We start from the raw sequence: 20816 nt of genomic DNA, 5'->3' as shown, positions 1-20816 counted from the left end.
TCACACCAGCCGGTCATCGCCGCGGTAGCCACCGCCCGCTTCGTAGGCGCGGTAGCGGATCTTGAAGTGCTGCGGCATGTGCGGTGCCTCGGGCAGGCGATCGGCGAGCTGCGGGTGCACGCGCAACACACCGGCGCGGTGGCGCTGCCATGCGGTCAGCAGCGCCTCGCGCGCCTCGTCGCAGGTGTGGCCGGCACCCTGCCAGACGTAATCATGCGTGATCATCTCGGCGATGACCCAGGCGGTGGGCGGCACGATGCTCATTCGTCGAGCCTGGGCCGCACCTCGTCGACAAAAGCGGCAAGGATGTGCTTATGCGTGTCGAACTGGCCGCTGGTGGGCACGATAGCAACCCGCGTGGCACCGTGGCTCGCGGCCAGCGCGCGGAAGCGCTCGGCCACCTCATCGTGGCTGCCGATCAGCGACTCGGCCAGCAGGCCGTCTACGTCTCGCGCGAGCGAGCGGCGACGATCGGCGCCCCAGCCGGCCGCCGTGGAGCGGGCGGCGAGCGACTCGAAGTACGGCCGGGCGATCGCGATGGCCTTATCGCGCGTGTCGGCGCTGCAAGCAAAGCGCGCCAGCGTCAGCTGCGCCGGGCCGCCCGCGGCCTGCCAGGAGGACAGCGCCGCCCGCACGCGTTCGCAGGTGTGCGTGGCTGCGGCGACCAGGCCGGCGCCGGTTGGTGCCAGCGCGGTCAAGGTGGCTGCGTCGTCCGCCGCGAGCCACAGCCGGCGCGGCATGGGCTGCAAGGCGGCCAGCCGTGGCGGCCAGGCGGTATCGGCCTGAGGTGCCAGCGCCCCCAGCAGCGACCAAGCCGCGAGCAGCGCGGCGCGTGAGGCGGCCGCGTCCAGCCCATGCTGGGCCAGCAACTCAGGAATGGCCGCCCCACTGGCCAGCGCAAACTCGAAGCGGCCCTTGGACAGCAGCTCCAGCGTCGCGAACTCCTCGGCCAGCAGCCGTACGTCTCGCAATGCCGGCACCAGCGGCAGCACGCCGATGCGCGCCTTGCTCGTCACAGCAGCCAGGTGTCCCAGCAGGGCCAGCACGCCGCCCTGCGGCCAGGCCGGGTCGCCATGCTGCTCGCCGATCCAGATGTCGTCGTAGCCCATGCGGTCGGCCTCGCGCACGAGGACGAACTGCCGCACCAACGCGCGGCCGGTTTCAGAACTGGGGTTCTCGCTGAGGCACAGATACCCCAGGCGCGGGACGGAAGACATCAACCCAACTCCCATTCAAACAAGGCGGGCTGGCGCCGCCGCAGGTCGTGCAGCAGGCCCATGGTCTGTGGCACGAGAGCGTTGACGGCGTACCAGATCTCCTCGCGGCGCGGCTGGACGCCGCGGCGCAGCTTGTCGTGCAGCGTGGCCCAGCCGAGCCAGTCGGCCTGGTGCAGCTTCTGGTGCAGCAGCGGCGTCACGTTGCCCAGCGTGTGGGCCATGATGAGCAGCTGCGCCTCGACGGCGCGCAGCGTCAACGTGCTGGCGAACAGCTCGTCTTCGCCCTGCATCTCGCGCGTCAGGTCCCCGATGCTGCGGCCGGTGTCCATGACGATCTCGTAGAGGCTGCGTTGGTACATCAGGCTATCTCGGCGGGATCCATGGCGCGGAACAGTGCGCAGCGGGCGAAGACCGTGAGCGTCGGCTCCAGTCCCTGGTGCCGGCATGTCTTGGCCACCAGCTTGGCCAGCCCCTTGATGTCGCGCCCGGTGGCCTGCGGGTAGGTGGCAGCCAGCGTCGTGACGAGAGCCGCATCGAGCTGCAGGCCGAACTGCTCCGCCATCACGCGCCAGATGCGCTCGCGCGCGGCCTGGTCGGGCGGCGAGTAGCGGATGAGCGCGATGCAGCGGCTGACGATGGCCTCGTCGATATCGTCGATGCGGTTGGTCGTGAGGAACAGCAGGCCATTGAAGTACTCCAGCACGCGCAGAAACACGCCCACCACGGCGTTGGCCGCGATGTCGTCGCTGCGCTTGCGGATATAGACGTCGGCCTCGTCGATGAGCATGACGGCACCCCAGCGCTGCGCGCGCGTCAGTGCCTCCTTCAGCGCCTGCTCCATCTGCGATACGTTGAGCCCCAGCTGCCCCGAGTGCACGCGGTAAAGCGGGCGGCCGATGATCTCGGCGTAGACCTCGGCCGTGAGCGTCTTGCCCACACCCGGAGGGCCGGCGCACAGCACGGTCGTGCCGCCGCCCTTGCCGGCGACGACGTCGTCCATCAGCACGTCCATCTCGGCGGTGAGGATGTCGATGAGGTCGGTCTGCTCCCGCGGCAGCACGAGCTTGTGCTTGAGACCGGCGTCGAAGACATGCGGCTCGATGTCGTCCACATGCACCCAGAGATGCTGGTGTAGCTCCAGGTGGAACATGAACAGGTAGGCATGCACCGGCAGCTGCGTGAACGGCGCCTGCGGTCCCAGCGCCTGCAGTCGCGCCTGCAGTGCCTGCGCCTCGGCTTCGAAGTTGAAATCGCTGCTCTTGGCGCACTTGCGCAGATACGGACCCAGCACGTCGCCGGGTGCGTCGAGCATGGCGCCCCGGGGCGGCAGCACCCCCTCGTCGTTGACGAGCCTGGCCGTGCCGCCGCCGGCCGCGAGCACGATCTGGTCCTTGCGGCTCCAGTCGGTGTCGCGGTGCGTGGCGTTTGGGTCCTCCGCGTGGAAGCCGATGCCGCTGCCGTTGAACAACCCGCCGTAGCGGCCGCGCCATTCAACGTAGCGGGCGGCGGTGGCATCGCAGGCGGCCAGCAGCTCGGGCGTTTCCTTCAGCCAGCCCTTGGCGGCCAGGAGTTCGGCGACGGTGGCGCCGGCGTCGTCGCGCCCGCCGCGCAGGTCGGCCTCGGCCAGGCGCAGCGTCTGCGTCAGGATGCCCAGCTTGGCATGTGCCTTCAGCTCGATCATCAACTTGGCGTTTTCCTCCGAGCCGCCGGGGACGAAATCCACCCGCGTGGGCACCCAGGCCAGAGGCTTGCCGAGCGTGTTGGCGGCGAACAGCCAGCCGCGGCCAGTGCCGCCATCGGCCAGCGGCTTGGTCAGGTGAGTGAGCACTGCGGGCAGCAGCGCCTCGATGTCGCTGCCGGGGCCGAAGCGTGGCTCGCCGGCTTCCGCCCGCAGCGCCACCACGAGCGCGCGCAGCTGCGCCGCACGGCCGGAAAGCGCGGCGCCGGCGTCGGCGTACAGCTGCGCCAGCATCTCCAGCGCCGGTACCGAGAGCAGGCCCGACGCGACCTCGATGCGGTGCCCGAAGCGGAGCTGGTCTTCCAGCGACTGCAGCTCCGGAAAGGCCTGCGCCAGGGCTTGGACGTGGGGGCGATCGAGTTGCAGCTTCATCCCTGGATCCCGCGCGGCCGCTTGCGACGGCTGGTTTGTCGGCTTGTGGACACGGTTGTGGCCACGCCTCGGGAGCGTTGCAGCCTCCGTGCCAGTCAGTGCGAAACCAGCGTCACCTTCACTTCAGCCGGCGGTGCGAAATACGGGCTGGACGTGACGAGAAGGTCGGCCCCAGCGGCGGCGTAGGCCACCGCATTGGCCTTGGTCACGCCGCCGGCCGGCGCGAGCCGCACCGGCAGGCCCGCAACACGCAGCGCCTGTCGCAGCGCGGCCAACGCCTCGGGCGTGAAGCGCTCCAGTTGCAGCACCTCGGCACCCGCGCGCGCGGCCTCGAGCGCGGCCTCGGCACTGCCCACCTCCACGACGACCCGCTTTTCGGGCTGGCCGGCCTGCAGCGCTACAAGGCTGGCTGGCCAGTCGCCCGACGCCATCAGCGCGCGGTGCTCGGGAAAGACCAGCAACGTCTCAGACAGACCGAGCCGGTGCATGACGCCACCGCCGTCGCGCACGGCCTGAGCCGAGAGCGCCCGTGTGCCCGGCGCATTCTTGCGCGTGCAGGCCACCGGGCAGCCGAAGCCCGCGCCGCGAACGGCCGACACGATGGCCGCGGTGGCCGTTGCGATGCCGGACATGAACTCGACGAGCGTCTGCGCCACCTTCCAGCCGCGCAGCAGCGCCGGCGCCGGGCCATGGCCGCGCAGCAGCAGCGCGCCGTCGGCCACGTCATTGCCCGACACGCACACCGCTTCGGCCGACGCGCCACACAGCACTAGCAGGCGCGCCGCGGCCTCGATGCCGCTCAGACGCAGCGCGCCGCGGGCGTGGAAGGTGATGTCGCCAGCACGTTGAAGCAGGGGCAGCGAGTCGGTCGTCAAGTCGCCGTGCGGCACGTCCTCGTGCAGCAGTGCCAGCAGCAACACGTCATTGATGCAAGCGCGGCTTGACGTTGGAATGGCGGTGAGCGTGTCAGGCATGGCACCTGCTTCCTGGGTTAGCGACGTGATGTAGTTGATGACATCACGACAAAGCGGCCACATCGTGATGTCGTCGAAGGCCGGGCCGCGAACGGCCTTCGACAGGAGCAGGACCCATGCAAGCCTTGTCGCTCACTCCCCCCTCCCCCACGCCGCGCTGCCCTGGCAGCGCCGTCGAGGCGCCCCAGCTGATCGTCGGCGGGTGGGTGCGCCAGCCCTTGCAACTGGACGCCCGCGCGCTGCTGGCGCGCGGCGCCGAGGCGGTGACGTTCCCGGTGGTTTGCATGTTCGACGGCGACCATGGCCAGCCGCTGCAACTGCAGGCCGTGCCGCTGCTGCCGCTCATCGAACAGGCACAGCCCGCCTTCGAGCACCGCACCGACTTCAAGCGCGTGGCCGTCGTGGCGGAATCGTCCGAGGGTTACCGCGCGCTGTTCTCGTGGAACGAACTGTTCAACACGCCGGTCGGTGCCGGCGTGATGGTGGCGTTCGAGCCGTCCTGCTCGCCCGACATCGAGCGACGCGGCGCCTTCGCGCTGATCAGCCGCCACGACTGGCACACCGGTCCGCGCTACGTGCGGCACCTGGCGATGGTGGAGGTGGTCAAGCTCTGGTGAGCCAGCGTCGGCCTCAGGCCGGCACGGCCAGCATCACGGCGTAGGCCTTGAAGCTGGCCGTGGCCGGCTGACCCACGGCCAGGCCCAGTGCGTCGACCGCGTCATTGGTGACGCTGGCCGTGACGACGGCACCGCCGGGCAGCGTGACGCCGACGAGCGACGACACGGCGCCCTTCTGCACCCGCGAAATGGTCCCGGCGAGCTGGTTGCGCGCCGAGAGCTTGTAGCCGGCGAAGTCGCACACCAGCACGACCTCCGACGACTTGACGAGCGCGATGGCGCTGTGCCCCACCGCGACACCCAGCCGCTGTGCCGCGGCCGTGGTCAGAGAGGCCGTGACGCCCAGGCCCTGGCCGATGTCCAGCGTGACCTGGGTGGTGGCAGGCCCCTCGCTGACATCAGAGACGGTGCCGGAGAACTGGTTGCGTGCGGTGGCTTTCATCGAGAGACTCCTGAGGAGGGGGGCGAGTTGAGGTTGCGACAGCAGCCACGCATCCTGTTCGGCAAGAAAGGCCTGGTGCCGCTGCTGGAGCTGCTGCCAGGTGTCCAACAGCTCTCGAGCCTCAGGCGTGAGGCGCGAACCGCCGCCGCCGCGGCCGCCGGTCTGCGACACCATCAATGGCGCGCGGGCCAGATTGCCCGCCGTCTCCAGCACCAGCCAGGCGCCCTTGTAGCTGTAGCCGGCCGCGCGGGCGGCCTTCTGCAGCGACCCGGTGTCCTGCACCGCCTGCAGCAGCGCGAAGAAGCGTCCATCGAGCCGGCCAGCCAGGCGCAAATCGCCAGACAGCAGGCTGGTGTCACGGCGAGCGACGCGCACGTCAGGCACGCGGCACCTCCGAGTACAAGCCACGCCCGAGCGCCAAGGCGCAGGGCATGATGTGTCGCATTCCCGACAAACGTGATGTAGTGGCTGACATCACTCCATGAATCGCAGGACTCGTGCCTACGCGGGGGCCAGCTCGTTGCGCAGGCGGCCGGCGGCACGGAGCGCGCCTTCCAGATAGCCGGTGCCATGCGTCGCCGTCTCGCTGCCACCAAGCCACAGCCGGCCCTCCCACAGCGGCCGCTGCAGCAGCGAACGCAGGGCGGGATCGCCCTGACCAGGGTGGCCGGCGCGGCCGTCTTCCTCCCGGTCCAGCGTGCTGCAGGTGAACGGGTCCTGCGCCCAGTCGTGCCAGTGCGCGCCCAGCGGCTGCAGCTCGAAGCCGTAGAGCATGGCCAGCTGGCTGTGCAGCAGCAGCGGCAGGCTGCGCTCGAAGCGCGGCCGCTCCGACGCCGGCAGAGCGACGAACCCGGCCAGCGCGGGCGCCTCGGCGCCGCCGGCCTCGAACACCTCGGCCAGCACCGCCTGCGAGTGCGTGACCCAGGCATTGCCCATCTGGCCCTGGTCGCGCCAGACGGCCCCCTGGCAGGGTACGGCGGCCTTGGCGGCATGTGCCATCCACGTGGGTGTTTGCTGCATGGCTTCGCGCACCGGCTCAGGCAACACGGGCTCGATGCCTACCTGCTCCAGCAGCAACCGCGGCGGCAGCGTGACGACGACGCGCCTCGCCTCGACCTCGATGTCGCCCTGCGCCGCGCTGTGCAAGTGCAACGCGACATGGTCAGCCCGGTCCTCGATGCGCCGCAGCACATGACCGAGATGCAGACGTGGCGCCGGCAGCCTGGCGGCCAGCGCGTCGACCAGCGCCTGCATGCCGCCCACCAGCCGTCGGGCACCGCCATGCAGGCTGCCGGAAATCGGCGGCGCGCCCTCGAGCAACTGACCGGTGGCCGGGTCGAAGCTGCGGACGCCGGGCGGCCGGTTGGGGTCGTCCAGCAGCCACACGGTGCCGTCGTCCGGCTGCTCGACGTTGGCGAGACCGAGGTCCTTCACCAGTTGCGCGACGGCCGGCTGCGTACCGGGCCAGAACCAGGTGGGCCCCAGGTCCAGCGCCGCGCCGTTCTCGCCGGCCACGGTGCGCACGCGCCCGCCCAGCCGGTCGCGCGCCTCGAACAGCGCCCAGTTCACGCGCCGGGCATGCAGGCTATGCGCCAGCGCGAGGCCGCTGACGCCGCCACCGACGATGACGACGTCCAGCATCGCGGTCAGCCGCTCAGCGCGCCGAGCAGCTCGATCGTGACGTTCTCGGTGTTGAGGAACGAAACCTGGCAGGCCAGGCGCGACTTGCTGCTGACGCCCACGAGCGTATCCAGCTTCGCGTTCTCTGCCGGCGTGAGCTTGGAGACGCCCTTGCGGCCCTCGGTCACGAAGATGTGGCAGGCGCCGCACTTGGCTTCGCCGCCGCATTTGCTGATGAGCTGCTCACCGGCATCGAGAATGGCCTTGAGCAGTTGCGTGCCGGCGGGCAGTTCGAAGGTCTTGCCCGAAGGCTTGAGGGTCAGGGTGGCCATGGTGTTCTCCTTACGGGTGAGGGGTGGAATTCAGGCGGCGATCGCCGCAGGGACGGCTGCAGTCATCTGTGCGGCCACGTCGGCCAGGGGCAGCGCCAGGCGCGTAACGCCCTGCTCCTCCAGGAAGCGGGCCTCCATGCGCGTCGGCTCGTCGGGCAGCACGGCGTAGTGCGGGCCTCCCGAGCGCTTGAGGATCTGCCGGGCGTAGGCGCGGGGCAGCTGGTCGTTGAAGCGGCAGCCGAGGAAGACGAAGCCAAGCGATGCGCGGCGACGCTGCACGATCTCGGGGATCGGCGTCTGGATGTCGATCTCGGTCAGCACCTCGACGAAGTCGGTGTCCGACACGAGGTAGTTGCCCGCCGGGCGGCGGCTGCCCCAGGGCTTGTAGAGCACGGTGGCGGCCTCGACCGGGTCGGGGCTCAGCGCGCCGTCGGCGCCGTACCACCCCGTCCAAGAGCCGAAGTGTTCGGACTGCGACAGGCCCTGCACCTCGGCCCAGTCGCTGCGTCCGGCCAGCGCCTGGCGCATCGTCGCGTCGTACCAGGTATCCACGATCAAAGGTGCGGGCAGCGCGGCCAGCCACCGGTGCAGCGGCGACGGCGTGGGCGATGTGGCGTAGGCCTCGTCCATCAGACCCACGAGCGTCTTGCGGTGCTTGAAGTTCTCGATGAACTGCGCGACCGCCGTGACGCGGTGGCGGATCTTGCCGGGCACGGAGCTCTTGCCGCTCAGAAAGGCGGCCAGAGCCGCCGGGTCGGCCGGCAGCGCGACGTTGTCGCACAGACTCAGCAGGCCGGCCCCGAGGTAAGGCGCGAGGCGCCCGGACTGCAGGCCGGCGAGGAGTTCATCCGGGATTTGGGTCAGAGTGGCGTAGGTCATGAGATCAAACTCAGTAAATCGCGGCACCGGCGCCGACGTTGAGGGAGCTGTCCTTCATCGTCTTCACGATGAACCTGACGTGGTCGGGCTGCAGGTGGCCGTGGAAAGGCAGCGCGACGGCTCGGTCGGCAATGCGCTCGACCAGCGGGAACTGCCCGCGCTGCCAGCCCTGCTGGCGGTAATGAAACTGCTGGTGCAGCGGCTGGCAGTACATGACGGCCTCGATGGATTCGTCGGCCATGTCTTCGATGATCTCGTCGCAGGCACTGGCGGTGAAACGCTTGCCGAGATGCACCGTGTAGACCATCCAGTGCACCTCGTCGACGTCCGGCGCCACGTACGGCGGCTTGATGCCCTCGAAGGTCTGCATCTGCTCCAGGTAGTAGTCGGCCACCTGGCGTCGGCGCGCGAGGATCTCGCCCAGCCGCGCGATCTGGCCGGCGCCGAGGGCGGCTGTCAGCTCGCTCATCGCCGCCTGCATCGGCACGCGCGAGCCCACCGACACGGAGCGCCGGTCCTTCAGCGAACGGGCGCGCAGGTAGCGCAGCTCGGCGGCCAGGTCGTCGTCGTCGGTCAGCACCATGCCCCCCTCGCCGCAGCACAGCGCCGAGGGTTGGGAGAAGTCGAACACGCTGGCGCGGCCGAAGCTGCCCACCAGCCGGCCGCGATAGCGTGAGCCGATGGCCTCGGTCGAATCCTCGATGAGCGGCAGGCCGCGCTCGGCCGCCAGCGCCTCGAACTCACCCCAGGCCGCGGGGTGGCCGTTGACGTTGCCCACCAGCAGCGCCTTAGTCGCCGGGCCGATCTGCGTGGCAGCGCGCACTGGGTCCAGGCAACCGGACCAGTAGTTGATGTCGGCGAAAACGACTCGCGCGCCCGTCAGCGTGATGGCATGCGCCACCTGGTGCCAGCCGTACGGTGAGGCAATGACCTCGTCACCTGGACCGATGCCCATGGCGCGCAGCAGCAGCCAGGTGCCGAGGGTGCCGCTCGCTACCGCAACGCCGTGCTTGCGCCCATGGTGTGCGGCAAAGCGCTGCTCAAAGTGCTGCACCATGCGGCCGCAGGACAGCTGCGGCTCCTCCAGCGCGGCCTGCACGAGTTGCTGCTCAACGGCGCTGATGTCGGGGTCCGACAGCAGCAGCCAGTCATCCGGCAGGTCGAAGTCCTCGCCGTCGTCGGCGGGTGTGTCAGCGTCTTGCAGCACGGCGTTCATGGCTTCAGCTCAGGAAGAGGCCGACCGCTTCGGTCGGGTCAGCGGTGACGGACCAGCAATGGCCGTCGCTCGCGGCGAGGTACAGCGCGCGGCGCGCGCCCTGGGCGGCGGGCTTCTCGGCGCGCATATCGAAGGAGTCGACCACGACCACGCGCATCGGCGCGAAGCGCTGGCGCAGCAAAGCGGCAGCTTCACGCGGGCCGGCGGTGCCTTCAGCCAGCGCCAGCGCCTCGGACAGCAGCGCGGCGCTCAGCCCCGCGGGAGCGAGCGCGGCGGCATTCATTCGGCGCCTCCGGCCAGGCGCTTGGCCTCCACGGTGATGGGCAGGCCGGTGCCGGCGGCCATCTCGGGCAGGGCCAGCTCCCAGCCGTTGGCCAGCGTGACCGTGCCGCCCCAGAGGTCCGGCTTCTCCTGGGCCACGATGGGCTCTTCAAGGTCCTTCTTGGGCACGTAGGCAGACAGCACACCGGCGGCGCTTCGGCGGATCATGACTTTCATCGGGAGGGCTCCGTTCAGTGTGGTGAGAGGCTCGGATTCAAGGGGTCGCCACGGCCTCTTCGGCCAGCAGCGGCAGCAGCTGCGCCGTGACGACGGCGACGCAGCGGTCCACGTCGTCGACGGTCGTGTCGCGGCCGGTGGACAGACGGATGCCGGCTTTGGCCTGCTCCGGGCTTTCGCCCATGGCCAGCAGCACGTGGGACGGTTGCGTGCCACCCGCGCTGCAGGCGGCGCCCGACGACGCGAGCACGCCGCCGCGCTCCAGCCGCGTCAGCACGAGGTCGGCATCCAGCGTGCCAAAGCGCAGCAGCGTGGTGTTGGGCAGGCGGGCACGGCCTTCGCCGTACAGGTGCACCTGCGGCGACAGCGCCAGCAGGCCGCGCTCCAGGCGCTCCTGTAGGCCTTGCATGTGGGCGATGTCCGCAGCCAGCGTCAGCGAGGCACGCTCGGCCGCCGCGGCAAAGCCGAGGATGCCCGGCAGGTTCTCGGTACCGCCACGACGCTGGCGCTCCTGACGGCCCGAGAGCAGCGCCGGCAGCGCCAGGCCCTTGCGCACCACCAGCGCGCCCACGCCCTTGGGGCCGTGCAGCTTGTGCGCAGAGGTGGACCACAGGTCCGCCCCGCTCGTATCGAAGCGGCGCAGGCTCTTTCCGATGAGCTGTGTCGCGTCCACATGCAGCAAGGCACCCGCCGCGTGCGCGCGCAGCGCCAGCTCGTCCAGCGGCATGCACACGCCGGTCTCGTTGTTGGCGCCCATGACGCTGACGAGGGCCACGTCGTCGCCGATGAGGCGGTCGGCGGCCTGCAGGTCCAGGCTGCCGTCGCGGTGCACCGGGATCATGTCAACGACGACACCTTCGGCGCGCAGCCGGGCCGCCAGCGCCAGCAGGCCCGGGTGCTCCACGGCGCTGAGCACGACGCGCTGCCGGCCGCGCACCCGGCCCAGTGCCAGGCCACCAAGGATGGCCATGTGGTTGGCCTCGGTGGCACCGCTGGTGAACACCAGTTCGGCGCCCTGGCAGCCGAGGAAGCGGGCCACGCGGGTGCGTGCGTCGGCCAGCGCGCTGCGGGCCGCCTGGCCGGCAGCGTGCGTGGACGACGGGTTGGCCCAGAGCTTGACCAGCGCGTCCTGCATCTCCTCGATGGCCTCGGCGCAGGGTTGCGTGGTGGCGTTGTGGTCGAAGTAGGTCATTGCCAGAACTCCCGTAGAGGATCAGCGCAGAGGTCATTCAGCAGCTCGGCCAGCGCGCCCTGGCGGGCTAGTCGCCAGCAGCCCTCCGCGTGATTGCGGGCGTAGAGCAGCCAGCCGCCTTCGTTGAGCGGCACGAGCCAGGCGATGTCGATGTCGCCGCCGTCCGCGTCGATGTTTCGCGAGCAGTTGGGGCTCACGACCTTCCAGCCGCGGCCCTCGGGCTCCACCCGCGGGTGCACATACTTGTAGCGGGTGCGCCCACCTAGCGACCGCTCGATGCGGGCCACGGCAAAGGGCACGACCGCCGCGCCACCCTGACCGGCGCCGGACGTGGGCGGGCGCCGCAGGGCTTTCATGCATCGCCCTCCGCGGCTTCCGCCTCCGGCTCCGGCAGCGGGCTCCCCTCCGGCAGGATCTCGTGCTCCATGCAGCCGACGACGGCCAGGCCGAAATCCACCATATAGATCGGCACATTGGCCTCGGTGTGGTGGCCCACCTGCACGATCTCGCCGGGGCCGCCGGCGACGATCATCAGCTGGTCTTCCGGCACGTCGGGGTGGCTGCCATCGTTGTAGAGGTCGACGGCGGCGATGACGGGCTGGCCCCACTGGTACTTCGGGACGGCGGGTTCCATCAGCATGGCGGGCTCCAGTCGGTTGAGGGGTCAGCGAATGTCTTCGAGAGCGGTGGCGCGTTCGCCCAGCTGGGCAAGCACCTCCTCGGGCAGGTGGTCCAGCGTGCACAGCTCCTTGGCGCGCATGCCCACGCGGTGGCCGGAGTCGATGAACTCGACGGCGTAGATGTAGAACTGCTGCAGGAAGGTGCCGATGGAGCGGACGAAGCCCACCTCACCCTTGTTCACCAGCACCTCGCCAATGTCCTTGCCGTTGTAGGTGCCGTCGTTGCGGATCACCGTGCGGCTGATGACCCGCTCTCCCATGTGGAAGCGCGGGGGCGATGCGATCTCCAGCTCGTCGCTATCACGGGCGATGTCAACCATGGGGAAACTCCTCGGGCGAAGTAGCCGCGACGCCGGCCAGCACCTGCTGGCGCTGCAGCGCGCGCTCGCGGATCTCGGCATCGGCGTCGGCCAGGAAGGCTCTGACCAGATGCCCGGGCAGTCGGCCGGCGGCCTCCCAGCGCACGAGCAGGTCGGCGTCGTTCAGGAACACGCCCAGCAGCGACGGCGGCAGCCGCTCGGCGACGATGCGGCGCACCTCGGGCTCGGCGTCCTGCGCCAGGCGCCACAGAGCGGGCATGTCGATGCGGCGCGCCACCTCCTGCCGCACGGTCACATCTGGGTCGGCCGCCAGCAGCGGCAACAGACCCGAGGCAATGCGCCGCGCCACGGTGGCGCGCACCTGGTAGTCCTCGTCCTGCAGCATGGACGCGAGCTGGTCGACGGCCAGGCGCTGGGCCACGCGGATGCGCACCTCGCGATGCGGGTCGTCACGCAGCTGCAGCAGCTGGCGTTGCGGCAGGCGCAGGGCCAGCTGAAGCCGCACGGTCTCGTCAGGGTCGCCCAGCAGCGCGGTCAGGTGGAACAAATCCACATAGCGCGCGGCGATGGCGCGCACCTCGAAGTATCCGTGCCGCAGGTGCTGCACGGCCAACTGAGCATGGCGGGCGAAGAAGCGGTCGATGCGGCGGGCGTAGGCGTCCTGCATGCAGACGCGGCCGGGCTCGCAGGCGTCGCCCTCGCGCAGCGACCGATGCTCGCAGGCCGCGCAGTCCAGCGGACCGCCGCGCCAGTCGACGGCTGGGATGTCGTTCCACGACAGCGGTGCGGCGTTCATGCGACGGCTCCTTGCGCATCAACGCCACGCCACGCGGCGGCACCGGTGGCCGCGAGCGCCGGGCCCGCGTCATCTTCATCGTCGACACCGGCGGCCTGGCGAGCGCGGCGCTGGCGCACGGCCTCCAGCACGGCGGCACCAACGCGGTCTTCGGGGTCCAGCGCCCGAAGCTTGGCCAGCGCTTCGCGCGCTTCAGCGTCTTCGTCCAGCCGCAGGCTGAGGTAGGCGTAGCCCTTCAGCACCCACAGGTAAAAGCGCGTGGCCACGTCGTCGCGGGCGCCGGCCAGCGGCACATCGGGCACGTCGCGCCACAGCGCCGGCAGGTCCAGCGCGCGGGCGCTGCTCACGAGCGCCTTGCGGGCCACCGCCCGCGCAAGGCGCAGCCGGTGGCTGTAGAAGTAATGCCGGTAGAAGGCGATCAGCACGGCGGGGTGCTCGGGCGCCAGGCTGCAGGCGCGCATCAGCGAGGCCATCACCCGCGGCGCATCGCCACGCGCGCGGCCGGCTTCCAGCAAGGCCGCCTCTGCCTCGGGCGGCAGACCCTGCCCGAGCACCGCGGCGTCGAAGTCGAGGGCGGGGTCCATGCTGGCTCGCTCGGTCGTCAGTGGGCCGGCGTGCTTTTGCGCGTCAGGGCGCTGAGCGACACCGTGGCCTCGGCCGGAGCACTCGCGCCTTCCGACGACGAGCACCCGCAGGGACCGGCCTTGGGGTTGATGAAGGTCAGGCCCGAGGACGTCGGCGTCTCGGCGAAGTCGACAGTCACGCCGTCGAGCACGACACGGCTCTCGGCCGGCAGGAACAGCTTGACGCCACCCACCACCACTTCACTGTCTCCCGATCGCGGCGTGGCCTCGACCGTGAACTCAGAGCTATACCCCGAGCAACCGCCCGGCGTGACCGTCAGGCGAAAGCCACCCGTCGGCGTGGCGGAGAAACGCACCATGCGGCCAATGAACTTGGCGGCGGCGGGCGTGACGGTGAAGGCGGGTTGCAACATGCGGATGTCTCCAGGGGTGAGGTTCTGCGGCGAGAGCGAGGCTGAGGTTGAGTTCGCGCTGGTACGGGTGTTGACGGAGCGCCGGGGCGTCCCATGCCGGCACTCGGGCGACGTGCATGCGGCTCAATGCCGCATGGATCGCCGTCTCCCAGCGGGGCGACCAGACCGCCCGGCGTTCAGCGTGGCGGGCTGGGCGAGGGACTCAAGCCTTCTTGATACAGCCGTCTACAGGGCACACGGCAATGCACTGCGGCGAATCAAACTGCCCCTCGCACTCGGTGCATTTGGCGGGGTCGATGATGAAGACGCCGCCCTTCTCACGGATGGCGACGTTGGGGCATTCCGGCTCGCAGGCCGAGCAGCCCGTGCAGGTGGAGGCAATGATCTTCAAGGCCATGATGGGCTCCTTGTCGAAGTGGGCGGGAAAGGGAAATCAGGCGGCCTGCTCGGCGGTACCAGAGAAGGCGCCTTGGCGGATCTGCGCATCACCACGCTGCTGGTGCACGGTCTCGCCAGCCGCGATGCGGCCGCAGTAGTCCGCAAACCAGCTCAGCGCCGCCTTCTCGATGAATTCGTGGGCGTACTGGTCCACCGGCTCGATGCCGGCGGCCTTCAGTTCGTCGCGCGGGCAGGCGCCGATCTTGGACACCAGCACCGCATGGCAATCGTTAATTGCGTTGACGATGGACGGCAGCTGCTCGTCTTCGCCATAGCCCCCCTGGCAGTACAGATCCACGCGGCGGTGGCCGACGAACAGCGCCTGGTCACGGCTGACCTCGAAGATCTGGAACTCGGTTGCGTGGCCGAAGTGCTGGTTGACCTTGCCGTGGCCTTCCGTCGCCACCGCCACGAGCAGCTTCATGTCCGGGTCCACGCCAGCCAGCTCGGCCTGCGCGGCCAGGGCCTCGGCCTTGGCGGCCACCTGCGCCTGCCGCTCCGTCTCGACGGCGTCCTGGTAGGCGCGGCGCTTGTCCAAGTCGTAGACGATTTCCATCTCGTCGATCTTGTCGAGCGTGAACTCCTCGCTGCGGTCTTCGCCCAGCAGGCCGACTGCGTCGGCGCGGCACTGGCGGCAGTGGCGCATCAGGTTGGCGCCGCCGGCGCAAGCGTCCTGCACGGCCTTCAGCTCCTGGGCCGTCGGGCCGCGCTGGCCCGTCAGGCCGAACACGGTGCCATGCTCCGGCTCGGAGATGAGCGGCATGATGTTGTGCAGGAAGGCGCCGCGCTTCTTGACCTCGCGGTTCACCTCGATCAGGTGCTCGTCATTGATGCCCGGGATGAGCACCGAGTTGATCTTCGTGAGCACGCCGCGCGCAGTCAGCATCTCCAGGCCGAGCATCTGGCGCTCGTGCAGGATCTTGGCGGCCTCGTAGCCGGTGACGCGCTTGTGATTCCAGAAGATCCACGGGTAGATCTTTTCGCCCACCGCCGGGTCCACCATGTTGATGGTGATGGTGACGTGGTCGATGTTGTACTTGCAAATCTCGTCGACCTGGTCGGGCAGCGCAAGCCCGTTGGTGGATAGGCAGAGCTTGATGTCCGGCGCCTGCTCGTGAAGCATGCGCATCGTGTCGAAGGTCTTCTTAGGATTGGCGAGCGAGTCGCCCGGGCCGGCAATGCCGAGCACCGTCATCTGCGGGATCTCGCTGGCCACGGCCAGCACCTTCTTCACGGCCTGGTCGGGCGTGAGCTTCTGGCTGACGACGCCGGGGCGGCTTTCGTTGCTGCAGTCGTACTTGCGATTGCAGTAGTTGCACTGGATGTTGCAGGCCGGCGCCACGGCCACGTGCATGCGCGCGTAGTGGTGGTGGGCCTCTTCGGAGTAACAGGGATGGTTCTTGACCTTTTCCCAGATCTCGGCGGGCATGTCGTCCGGGCCACCGGAGGAGCCGCAACTGGCCTTGCCCTCCCCTCCTGTCGTGCTGCAGCCGCCGGAGGCAGCGGTGGCGAGGATCTGGCTGACGGCCTGGCGGGTCTTGCTCAGGGCACTGGCATCAACGAAGGCGGTGGGTTGCGACATCGACGGGCCTCGTGGCTTGTGGGTGGATGACCCATCATTGCGAGAGCTGTGCCAGACCTGCGCACAGACCGCATTTCCTTATGAATCAGTCACTTGCGAACAAGCGCAAGGAGGCCCCGGTACGAGCAGGTGTTCTGATGCCGACAAAACCAACACGCCGGCGTTGTCGCGTTGCCTGCCGCTCCTGGGGCCGCGACAGGGCACAGGCCTTGCTGAGCTGCGGGGTATCACCACGAGAGGAGTGCCTCATGCAGATCGGTGTCGACACCGCACGCGCGGTCGAGAGCAAGCGCGCCTTCATCTTCGACCTCGACGAGATCAGCGCCACGGCGCTGCAGTTCATGCTCGCGGACGAGCTGGAGGTGAACGTCTACGGCAGCATCGCCGAGGCCCGCGCGCAGGCCACCAGCCGCGCGCTGGACGTGATCCTGCTTGGCGCGAGCATCGTCGAGGCGCAGACGGCGGCCATCGTCGGCCAGCTCAAGGCCGAATGGCCGGGTGTCCCGATCATCGCCTTCGGCCATGCTGACGACCCGGCCGTGCAAGCAGCGCTGGAGCAAGGCGCCCGCACGTCGATCACGCGGCCTTTCAAGGTGGAGGCGGTGCGGCAGCGGGTCAATGCGCACATTGGGCGGCGCGCGGTGTTGAGTGTGCCGGTGGTGGTGCAGGGGTGAGTGGCGCGGTGTAGCTGGCAGCGCCTGCCAGGCAGAAGCATCTAACCTGGCGGCTGTAGTGACAGCTCAAGGCTGGAAGCAGCCGGCTGCCGGTGGCGGTCCGCATAGGCAGCGATTGCCGCCTTCCGCCTGCCGGCTTTGAGTGACCGCGGTCGTTCCCCATTACAGCCATCGGCGGTCAGCGTGACAAAAGGACCGAACGTCCGGTCAACGAGGCTCAGCGGGCGTCGGAGGCGACGCCGTGTCGGGCGCGTCGATCGATAACTGCTTATCAGCCTTCCGAACTCACACTATCGACCCCAAGCAGCCAGTCTGCTGCCTCGATACGCTCGTCCAAAAGCGGGCGCTCCGTTGACTTGAGCGGCGCCAAAAGTGCGAACGCGTTAGCAGTCTTCGTTGAGCCGGCTTATTACTTTCACGCTGCGTCCGTTCACTTGGACAACCGTTTCGTTGACGTATGTGTCTGTGATACCCGAGAAGCAGATGATGTTCTTGGTTGCATCAATCGGGGTTATGGTTTTAATTTCAAGGTTTGAACCACTCAAAACGAGCCGCCTCTCGGCTCCCGCCCCCTTTCCAGTCACATAAACCTTCGTGTTGTCCGCGACGGCCGCACCGCCATTGAAGTAGATTTCTTCAATATATGTGACGCTACTCGCCGGAATTTCGAATCGCTTGACTTCACCAGGCGCACCCGTGCAGCCAAACAGAGCGCTGCAAAGCATGACGTACGAAACAGCAAGGATCAGCCAATTCATGGGCAACCTTTCAACTCGTCGTCTCTCACCAAAACGAGGCTCCGCCCGGGCCTAAAAACTTCAAGGAGCCTACCGCAATCCTGCCTGTCGTTACCGACCGTTCCTGGCCAAGAGTACCCGCTCGCAGTCGTTGCCGGAGGCAGCTGTCAACAATTGCTACGGAAGCTAAAGCCGCCCAGCTGTGAACAATGTCGCGGCAATTCGCGCAGGGCCTATCGTTTGTTCGGTAGCTTCGCAAATCTCGCGGCAACGTCTGTATGTCTAGCCACTCGATGGCCGTCTGAAGGTGCCAGTGTCAGGTTGCCCAAGCCTCTGATCACAGTGTGGCCACGTGCTTGAGAGCGAGCTAACGTGGCGCAGGATGGTGGCCGGACTGAGAATCCGACAGCCAGTTCGGTTGGGTGAATGACCGCGACCAGCCCTGAAGCGCCGTTCGCTGCCGGCGGCCGGCAGCTTTGCAGCGATTCCCGCCATCGGCGAGCAGCCACCGAGTTCACGCTGCCTGGCATGAAGCAGTCGCCGGCACACTCTGCCAGCTGACGGCTTCAACGACCGGTGTTGAGATTGCTGCGGTCATCCGGCGCGGCTGCCCGCGGCTCTCTTCGTCGACTCACGCTGGAATGTCTGCTGCTCGTGGGTTCGAAATGGCGCTATCGACCCGTTGCTGCCGGTCGATGGTGCTGGGTTCGGCGCCCGTTAGCGGACGCTCAACTCTGCTCCAGGAGACTCGCGTCGAACCAGACCTCCTCGTAGTTCTCGCTATCGATGAGAAAGCGATAGCCGGGCAGCAAGTCGAGGTACTCAACGGCAGCGGGCAAGGATTCGCCAAGATGCTCCACGTGCAGTGGGGCGAAGAAGTCATCGGCATCCGACAGCTCACCGCACCAGATGTACCAGCCATTCGTGGTTTCGGTAGGAGCAATGCGCATACCGTGAATCGGCTGTCGCTTCAAGGAAGAGATGGCCAAGCCAACCTTGGAGCCGGGTGAAGGTGAATGCGGCAGGCCCTGTGCCCACTCGCAAATCGTCTGTGCGCGGGAGATTTGCATCTACTTAGTTAGGGCCAACTAGTAATGCAGCCTACTCGAAAGCCACCGCCCTTCCATCGCCGAAGGTGAGATGGCTCAGTGGTAGTCCTGCTCGAGCTGATGGCGAATGGCACCGATGCGGACTACCTCGCCGCGGACTTCAAATGCGGCTATCAGTCCGGCGCTCCCGAAGGGGATGATCAGTTCACGTTGCTTGTCGTTCACGGCACGAGTGGCCTTGCGGCACGAGTACGGTGAGAACTCCAGCAGTCGAAGGGCTTTGTCGACCGCATCTCTGAGGCGCCGTACGACCTCGAGGTCAGGTGTCGCGCTGGTGAGCTCACGCTCGATGATGAAATCTTCGATCCGCAACAAGTCGACGGCGGCCTCCTCGGCGAGGATGACGCGGAAGACGGTCACTGCCCCGCGCTCGCCTTACCTGCGGCCAGTCGCTGACGCGCCGCTTCGAGCCGAACATCCATCTGCCGCAACACTTCCTGAGGTGAGATCCCGCTGTCTTCGCGCTCAGAACGCTCGACGGCCTCTCGGGCGCGTGCGAGGAAGGCGTCTTGCGTTCGCCGCCAAGCAACGCCATCGCGAACGCACGATGCGACGAAATCAGAGAGTGATTCGCCCTCGTCAAGGACGGCCTCGGCATCGCTTCTCAACGCGGGCTCGACACGCACGGCCGGGAGGGTAGAGGTCTTCATACAGGCAATGTAATGCAAATGTGATGCACAAGCAAGTATCTTGAGGCGCCACCCCGATTGGGTCGACAAGTGAGCTGCCGGTAAGCCGACACTCGCGACTGTCAGGTTATGGGCCGAGAGTATCCGCTCGCGGTCATCGCAGGAAGCAGCCGTCCGGGCCGGCCGACGGCCGATGTCCGCTCCTCAAGGCAGTGATCGAGTCTTGTCGATCCCTTGCTGCCGTTGGCGTCGGGAAAGCAGCCCCGAGGCAAGCAGCCCTTAAGCGCGGAAGATCAACGACAGGGCGTCGGGTGGCGCTTACCGGAACGCGTCTCTCAGCGAATCTCTTCCCAGGCTGCAATGCGCAGAACAGGCTGACCTCCAGTCGCATTCAGGCTTTGTGGTCCAACTGATCGGCAGTGAACTGGAGTGCGCGCAGCGCGAGTGCCGGATCCTCGCTGTACTGGGCCTGCACGATGGCGCCCTCCACGGCGATGGCCAAGGCCTCGGCCGTCTGCCTCCGCTGGCCCGACGGCGGCAACAAGGCTTCGATGGCCTCAGTCATCTGCTGCTTGTGCTGACGGGTGGCCTCAACGACCGCAGGGATCGCGGTCCCCATCTCGCTGACGCCGTTGAGAAAGGCACAGCCGCGGAAACCGCCGAGAGCCTGACCACTGAACCATTCGTTGAGCGCGGGCGGCAGCGCCTGTGCGCCTTGTGACACGCCACCGTGGCGCGCCAAAGCCTCGGTGAACCACGTCATCCACTGCTCATGTCGAAGCTTCAGGTACGCCAGGATGAGGTCGTTCTTGCTCGGGAAGTGTCTGTAGAAGGTCACCTTGGTCACGCCGGCCTCGGCGATGACGCGGTCGATCCCGGTGGCCCGCAGGCCCTCGACATAGAAGAGGTCGTGCGCCGTGCGCAGGATGCGTTCTCTTGCGGGCAGGCCGCCGGTGTTCACATCATTACGTGGGGTCATGCTCGCACTATAGACAGACTTGTCTACATGCATCAGAATTTGCATGTAGACAGATCTGTCTACATGCCGCCGGTCTGCGGCCGATCCCTACCCTTCAATGAAAGCCACTGCCATGGACACCCGCCCTCCGCTGCCGCCATTCACCCTTGAAACGGCCGTTCAGAAGATTCGCTTGGCCGAAGACGGCTGGAACAGCCGCGATCCTGCACGCATCGTGCTGGCCTACAGCCCAGACACCGTCTGGCGCAATCGGGCGGAGTTCCCTCGTGGTCGCGCCGAGGCGCAAGCACTGCTGGAGCGCAAGTGGGCGCGGGAACTGGACTATCGCTTGATCAAGGAGCTCTGGGCCTTCGGCGGCAATCGCATCGCAGTGCGGTTTGCGTACGAGTGGCACGACGACGCCGGCAACTGGTTCCGCAGCCACGGAAACGAGAACTGGGCGTTCAACGAACAGGGATTGATGACGCATCGCCACGCGAGCATTAACGACCAGCCGATCAAGTTCGAAGACCGCAAATTCCATTGGCCGCTCGGCCGGCGCCCGGATGACCATCCAGGACTCACAGCGCTGGGCCTTTGACCTTAAGGCAGCACGTCGGACGCGTGCAAGCCGAGCCCCAGCGTCGCGGAACCAGCCACCCGCCTGCACCATGAATTGAAGCGGTGCACTTGATCAAATGCCGGTCACGAGTTCTGTGCAGCTCGGGACTTCGAGCATTCAAAGAGCTGCGACGACCGATTCGCGGAAGCTGGCCCAACGACTGCTTTCGCGCTTGCG

Annotated in this window: 29 protein-coding genes; 3 read left to right on the top strand and 26 right to left on the bottom strand. The window is 67.9% G+C overall.

The genetic code is table 11. The annotated features are described in order from the left end of the window. The 5 genes from LXT13_RS20530 to modD all read right to left on the bottom strand — a co-directional run bounded on the left by LXT13_RS20530 (window position 1) and on the right by modD (window position 4301). Complete coding sequence (locus tag LXT13_RS20530; protein WP_233373915.1) at window positions 1-264, bottom strand: hypothetical protein; 264 nt, start codon at window positions 262-264, stop codon at window positions 1-3. Further along, on the bottom strand, window positions 261-1217 hold the full coding sequence (locus LXT13_RS20525; protein WP_233373914.1) for an LLM class flavin-dependent oxidoreductase: 957 nt from the start codon (window positions 1215-1217) through the stop codon (window positions 261-263). The genes LXT13_RS20530 and LXT13_RS20525 overlap by 4 nt, the downstream gene beginning before the upstream one ends. Beyond that, window positions 1217-1576, bottom strand: a complete 360-nt coding sequence (locus LXT13_RS20520) for a hypothetical protein (RefSeq protein WP_233373913.1) — start codon at window positions 1574-1576, stop codon at window positions 1217-1219. The genes LXT13_RS20525 and LXT13_RS20520 overlap by 1 nt, the downstream gene beginning before the upstream one ends. Continuing rightward, a complete protein-coding gene (locus LXT13_RS20515) occupies window positions 1576-3327 on the bottom strand; it encodes an ATP-binding protein (protein WP_233373912.1) in 1752 nt (583 codons plus the stop codon). The genes LXT13_RS20520 and LXT13_RS20515 overlap by 1 nt, the downstream gene beginning before the upstream one ends. Before the next feature lie 95 nt (window positions 3328-3422). Next, complete coding sequence (modD, locus tag LXT13_RS20510; protein ID WP_233373911.1) at window positions 3423-4301, bottom strand: ModD protein; 879 nt, start codon at window positions 4299-4301, stop codon at window positions 3423-3425. 116 nt (window positions 4302-4417) lie between these two features. Between modD and LXT13_RS20505 the strand changes: the two genes are divergently transcribed. Then, window positions 4418-4918 carry a hypothetical protein gene (locus tag LXT13_RS20505; protein ID WP_233373910.1) on the top strand — a complete coding sequence of 167 codons (501 nt, stop codon included), beginning with the start codon at window positions 4418-4420 and terminating at the stop codon, window positions 4916-4918. A gap of 13 nt (window positions 4919-4931) precedes the next feature. On the opposite strand, the gene LXT13_RS20500 is transcribed toward LXT13_RS20505, so the two are convergent. From LXT13_RS20500 to nifB, 16 genes are all read right to left on the bottom strand, one after another. Continuing rightward, entirely contained in the window at window positions 4932-5744 is an 813-nt protein-coding gene (locus tag LXT13_RS20500) for a TOBE domain-containing protein (RefSeq protein ID WP_233373909.1), read from the bottom strand. A gap of 117 nt (window positions 5745-5861) precedes the next feature. Continuing rightward, window positions 5862-7001 (bottom strand): flavin monoamine oxidase family protein, encoded by a 1140-nt coding sequence (locus LXT13_RS20495; protein ID WP_233373908.1) that lies wholly within the window; start codon window positions 6999-7001, stop codon window positions 5862-5864. 5 nt (window positions 7002-7006) lie between these two features. Next, a complete protein-coding gene (locus tag LXT13_RS20490; protein WP_233373907.1) occupies window positions 7007-7312 on the bottom strand; it encodes a 2Fe-2S iron-sulfur cluster-binding protein in 306 nt (101 codons plus the stop codon). Window positions 7313-7342: 30 nt separating this feature from the next. Then, window positions 7343-8191 (bottom strand): SIR2 family NAD-dependent protein deacylase, encoded by an 849-nt coding sequence (locus tag LXT13_RS20485; protein WP_233373906.1) that lies wholly within the window; start codon window positions 8189-8191, stop codon window positions 7343-7345. Window positions 8192-8201: 10 nt separating this feature from the next. Further along, complete coding sequence (locus LXT13_RS20480; protein ID WP_233373995.1) at window positions 8202-9350, bottom strand: DegT/DnrJ/EryC1/StrS family aminotransferase; 1149 nt, start codon at window positions 9348-9350, stop codon at window positions 8202-8204. A gap of 61 nt (window positions 9351-9411) precedes the next feature. After that, a complete protein-coding gene (locus tag LXT13_RS20475; protein WP_233373905.1) occupies window positions 9412-9690 on the bottom strand; it encodes a hypothetical protein in 279 nt (92 codons plus the stop codon). Next, a complete protein-coding gene (gene nifT, locus LXT13_RS20470) occupies window positions 9687-9905 on the bottom strand; it encodes a putative nitrogen fixation protein NifT (RefSeq protein ID WP_233373904.1) in 219 nt (72 codons plus the stop codon). The genes LXT13_RS20475 and nifT overlap by 4 nt, the downstream gene beginning before the upstream one ends. Before the next feature lie 37 nt (window positions 9906-9942). Continuing rightward, entirely contained in the window at window positions 9943-11097 is a 1155-nt protein-coding gene (locus LXT13_RS20465; protein ID WP_233373903.1) for a cysteine desulfurase family protein, read from the bottom strand. Continuing rightward, entirely contained in the window at window positions 11094-11453 is a 360-nt protein-coding gene (locus tag LXT13_RS20460) for a DUF3024 domain-containing protein (protein WP_233373902.1), read from the bottom strand. Before LXT13_RS20460 ends, LXT13_RS20465 begins: the two co-directional genes overlap by 4 nt. Then, window positions 11450-11737, bottom strand: a complete 288-nt coding sequence (locus LXT13_RS20455) for a nitrogen fixation protein NifZ (protein WP_419964693.1) — start codon at window positions 11735-11737, stop codon at window positions 11450-11452. Before LXT13_RS20455 ends, LXT13_RS20460 begins: the two co-directional genes overlap by 4 nt. A gap of 24 nt (window positions 11738-11761) precedes the next feature. Further along, window positions 11762-12097 (bottom strand): nitrogen fixation protein NifZ, encoded by a 336-nt coding sequence (locus LXT13_RS20450; RefSeq protein WP_233373901.1) that lies wholly within the window; start codon window positions 12095-12097, stop codon window positions 11762-11764. Next, window positions 12090-12893, bottom strand: coding sequence for a 4Fe4S-binding leucine-rich repeat protein (locus LXT13_RS20445; protein WP_233373900.1), 804 nt, complete (start codon window positions 12891-12893; stop codon window positions 12090-12092). Before LXT13_RS20445 ends, LXT13_RS20450 begins: the two co-directional genes overlap by 8 nt. Continuing rightward, window positions 12890-13477, bottom strand: coding sequence for a hypothetical protein (locus tag LXT13_RS20440; protein WP_233373899.1), 588 nt, complete (start codon window positions 13475-13477; stop codon window positions 12890-12892). The genes LXT13_RS20445 and LXT13_RS20440 overlap by 4 nt, the downstream gene beginning before the upstream one ends. A 17-nt stretch (window positions 13478-13494) precedes the next feature. Then, on the bottom strand, window positions 13495-13890 hold the full coding sequence (locus tag LXT13_RS20435; protein ID WP_233373898.1) for a HesB/IscA family protein: 396 nt from the start codon (window positions 13888-13890) through the stop codon (window positions 13495-13497). A 202-nt stretch (window positions 13891-14092) separates the two neighbouring features. After that, window positions 14093-14287, bottom strand: a complete 195-nt coding sequence (locus tag LXT13_RS20430; protein ID WP_233373897.1) for a 4Fe-4S binding protein — start codon at window positions 14285-14287, stop codon at window positions 14093-14095. Window positions 14288-14323: 36 nt separating this feature from the next. Then, window positions 14324-15910 carry a nitrogenase cofactor biosynthesis protein NifB gene (gene nifB / locus LXT13_RS20425; protein WP_233373896.1) on the bottom strand — a complete coding sequence of 529 codons (1587 nt, stop codon included), beginning with the start codon at window positions 15908-15910 and terminating at the stop codon, window positions 14324-14326. Between the two features lie 248 nt (window positions 15911-16158). Between nifB and LXT13_RS20420 the strand changes: the two genes are divergently transcribed. Continuing rightward, window positions 16159-16584 carry a response regulator gene (locus LXT13_RS20420; RefSeq protein WP_233373895.1) on the top strand — a complete coding sequence of 142 codons (426 nt, stop codon included), beginning with the start codon at window positions 16159-16161 and terminating at the stop codon, window positions 16582-16584. A gap of 383 nt (window positions 16585-16967) precedes the next feature. On the opposite strand, the gene LXT13_RS20415 is transcribed toward LXT13_RS20420, so the two are convergent. The 5 genes from LXT13_RS20415 to LXT13_RS20395 all read right to left on the bottom strand — a co-directional run bounded on the left by LXT13_RS20415 (window position 16968) and on the right by LXT13_RS20395 (window position 20083). Continuing rightward, the gene (locus LXT13_RS20415; RefSeq protein WP_233373894.1) at window positions 16968-17342 is read right to left on the bottom strand and encodes a hypothetical protein; all 375 of its coding nucleotides are present in this window, start codon (window positions 17340-17342) and stop codon (window positions 16968-16970) included. Window positions 17343-18049: 707 nt separating this feature from the next. After that, the gene (locus tag LXT13_RS20410; protein WP_233373893.1) at window positions 18050-18391 is read right to left on the bottom strand and encodes an immunity protein Imm33 domain-containing protein; all 342 of its coding nucleotides are present in this window, start codon (window positions 18389-18391) and stop codon (window positions 18050-18052) included. A gap of 75 nt (window positions 18392-18466) precedes the next feature. Beyond that, window positions 18467-18790, bottom strand: coding sequence for a type II toxin-antitoxin system RelE/ParE family toxin (locus tag LXT13_RS20405; protein ID WP_233373892.1), 324 nt, complete (start codon window positions 18788-18790; stop codon window positions 18467-18469). After that, window positions 18787-19080, bottom strand: coding sequence for a YlcI/YnfO family protein (locus LXT13_RS20400; RefSeq protein WP_233373891.1), 294 nt, complete (start codon window positions 19078-19080; stop codon window positions 18787-18789). The genes LXT13_RS20405 and LXT13_RS20400 overlap by 4 nt, the downstream gene beginning before the upstream one ends. A 370-nt stretch (window positions 19081-19450) precedes the next feature. Next, window positions 19451-20083, bottom strand: a complete 633-nt coding sequence (locus LXT13_RS20395) for a TetR/AcrR family transcriptional regulator (protein ID WP_233373890.1) — start codon at window positions 20081-20083, stop codon at window positions 19451-19453. 67 nt (window positions 20084-20150) lie between these two features. Here LXT13_RS20395 and LXT13_RS20390 point away from each other — a divergent pair, with 67 nt between their 5' ends. Further along, window positions 20151-20618: a nuclear transport factor 2 family protein gene (locus LXT13_RS20390; protein ID WP_233373889.1), complete on the top strand. Its 468-nt coding sequence runs from the start codon at window positions 20151-20153 to the stop codon at window positions 20616-20618. The last annotated feature ends 198 nt before the right edge of the window (window positions 20619-20816 follow it).

The organism is Pelomonas cellulosilytica (assembly GCF_021353265.1).
Lineage (GTDB): Bacteria > Pseudomonadota > Gammaproteobacteria > Burkholderiales > Burkholderiaceae_C > Pelomonas > Pelomonas cellulosilytica.
The sequence above is the reverse complement of the archived record's forward strand: the minus strand, read 5'-3'. Positions and strand labels throughout refer to the sequence as shown.

What these genes read in the sequence shown, in the direction of transcription:
- LXT13_RS20435 (WP_233373898.1), bottom strand. Translation starts at nt 13,890, where the DNA reads ATGTTGCAACCCGCCTTCACCGTCACGCCCGCCGCCGCCAAGTTCATT.
- LXT13_RS20445 (WP_233373900.1), bottom strand. Translation starts at nt 12,893, where the DNA reads ATGAACGCCGCACCGCTGTCGTGGAACGACATCCCAGCCGTCGACTGG.
- LXT13_RS20390 (WP_233373889.1), top strand. Translation starts at nt 20,151, where the DNA reads ATGGACACCCGCCCTCCGCTGCCGCCATTCACCCTTGAAACGGCCGTT.
- LXT13_RS20490 (WP_233373907.1), bottom strand. Translation starts at nt 7,312, where the DNA reads ATGGCCACCCTGACCCTCAAGCCTTCGGGCAAGACCTTCGAACTGCCC.
- LXT13_RS20450 (WP_233373901.1), bottom strand. Translation starts at nt 12,097, where the DNA reads ATGGTTGACATCGCCCGTGATAGCGACGAGCTGGAGATCGCATCGCCC.
- nifB (WP_233373896.1), bottom strand. Translation starts at nt 15,910, where the DNA reads ATGTCGCAACCCACCGCCTTCGTTGATGCCAGTGCCCTGAGCAAGACC.
- LXT13_RS20485 (WP_233373906.1), bottom strand. Translation starts at nt 8,191, where the DNA reads ATGACCTACGCCACTCTGACCCAAATCCCGGATGAACTCCTCGCCGGC.
- LXT13_RS20530 (WP_233373915.1), bottom strand. Translation starts at nt 264, where the DNA reads ATGAGCATCGTGCCGCCCACCGCCTGGGTCATCGCCGAGATGATCACG.
- LXT13_RS20525 (WP_233373914.1), bottom strand. Translation starts at nt 1,217, where the DNA reads ATGTCTTCCGTCCCGCGCCTGGGGTATCTGTGCCTCAGCGAGAACCCC.
- LXT13_RS20420 (WP_233373895.1), top strand. Translation starts at nt 16,159, where the DNA reads ATGCAGATCGGTGTCGACACCGCACGCGCGGTCGAGAGCAAGCGCGCC.
- LXT13_RS20410 (WP_233373893.1), bottom strand. Translation starts at nt 18,391, where the DNA reads ATGCAAATCTCCCGCGCACAGACGATTTGCGAGTGGGCACAGGGCCTG.
- LXT13_RS20415 (WP_233373894.1), bottom strand. Translation starts at nt 17,342, where the DNA reads ATGAATTGGCTGATCCTTGCTGTTTCGTACGTCATGCTTTGCAGCGCT.
- LXT13_RS20400 (WP_233373891.1), bottom strand. Translation starts at nt 19,080, where the DNA reads ATGAAGACCTCTACCCTCCCGGCCGTGCGTGTCGAGCCCGCGTTGAGA.
- LXT13_RS20475 (WP_233373905.1), bottom strand. Translation starts at nt 9,690, where the DNA reads ATGAATGCCGCCGCGCTCGCTCCCGCGGGGCTGAGCGCCGCGCTGCTG.
- nifT (WP_233373904.1), bottom strand. Translation starts at nt 9,905, where the DNA reads ATGAAAGTCATGATCCGCCGAAGCGCCGCCGGTGTGCTGTCTGCCTAC.
- LXT13_RS20465 (WP_233373903.1), bottom strand. Translation starts at nt 11,097, where the DNA reads ATGACCTACTTCGACCACAACGCCACCACGCAACCCTGCGCCGAGGCC.
- LXT13_RS20440 (WP_233373899.1), bottom strand. Translation starts at nt 13,477, where the DNA reads ATGGACCCCGCCCTCGACTTCGACGCCGCGGTGCTCGGGCAGGGTCTG.
- modD (WP_233373911.1), bottom strand. Translation starts at nt 4,301, where the DNA reads ATGCCTGACACGCTCACCGCCATTCCAACGTCAAGCCGCGCTTGCATC.
- LXT13_RS20495 (WP_233373908.1), bottom strand. Translation starts at nt 7,001, where the DNA reads ATGCTGGACGTCGTCATCGTCGGTGGCGGCGTCAGCGGCCTCGCGCTG.
- LXT13_RS20430 (WP_233373897.1), bottom strand. Translation starts at nt 14,287, where the DNA reads ATGGCCTTGAAGATCATTGCCTCCACCTGCACGGGCTGCTCGGCCTGC.
- LXT13_RS20520 (WP_233373913.1), bottom strand. Translation starts at nt 1,576, where the DNA reads ATGTACCAACGCAGCCTCTACGAGATCGTCATGGACACCGGCCGCAGC.
- LXT13_RS20455 (WP_419964693.1), bottom strand. Translation starts at nt 11,737, where the DNA reads ATGCTGATGGAACCCGCCGTCCCGAAGTACCAGTGGGGCCAGCCCGTC.
- LXT13_RS20505 (WP_233373910.1), top strand. Translation starts at nt 4,418, where the DNA reads ATGCAAGCCTTGTCGCTCACTCCCCCCTCCCCCACGCCGCGCTGCCCT.
- LXT13_RS20515 (WP_233373912.1), bottom strand. Translation starts at nt 3,327, where the DNA reads ATGAAGCTGCAACTCGATCGCCCCCACGTCCAAGCCCTGGCGCAGGCC.
- LXT13_RS20395 (WP_233373890.1), bottom strand. Translation starts at nt 20,083, where the DNA reads ATGCAAATTCTGATGCATGTAGACAAGTCTGTCTATAGTGCGAGCATG.
- LXT13_RS20460 (WP_233373902.1), bottom strand. Translation starts at nt 11,453, where the DNA reads ATGAAAGCCCTGCGGCGCCCGCCCACGTCCGGCGCCGGTCAGGGTGGC.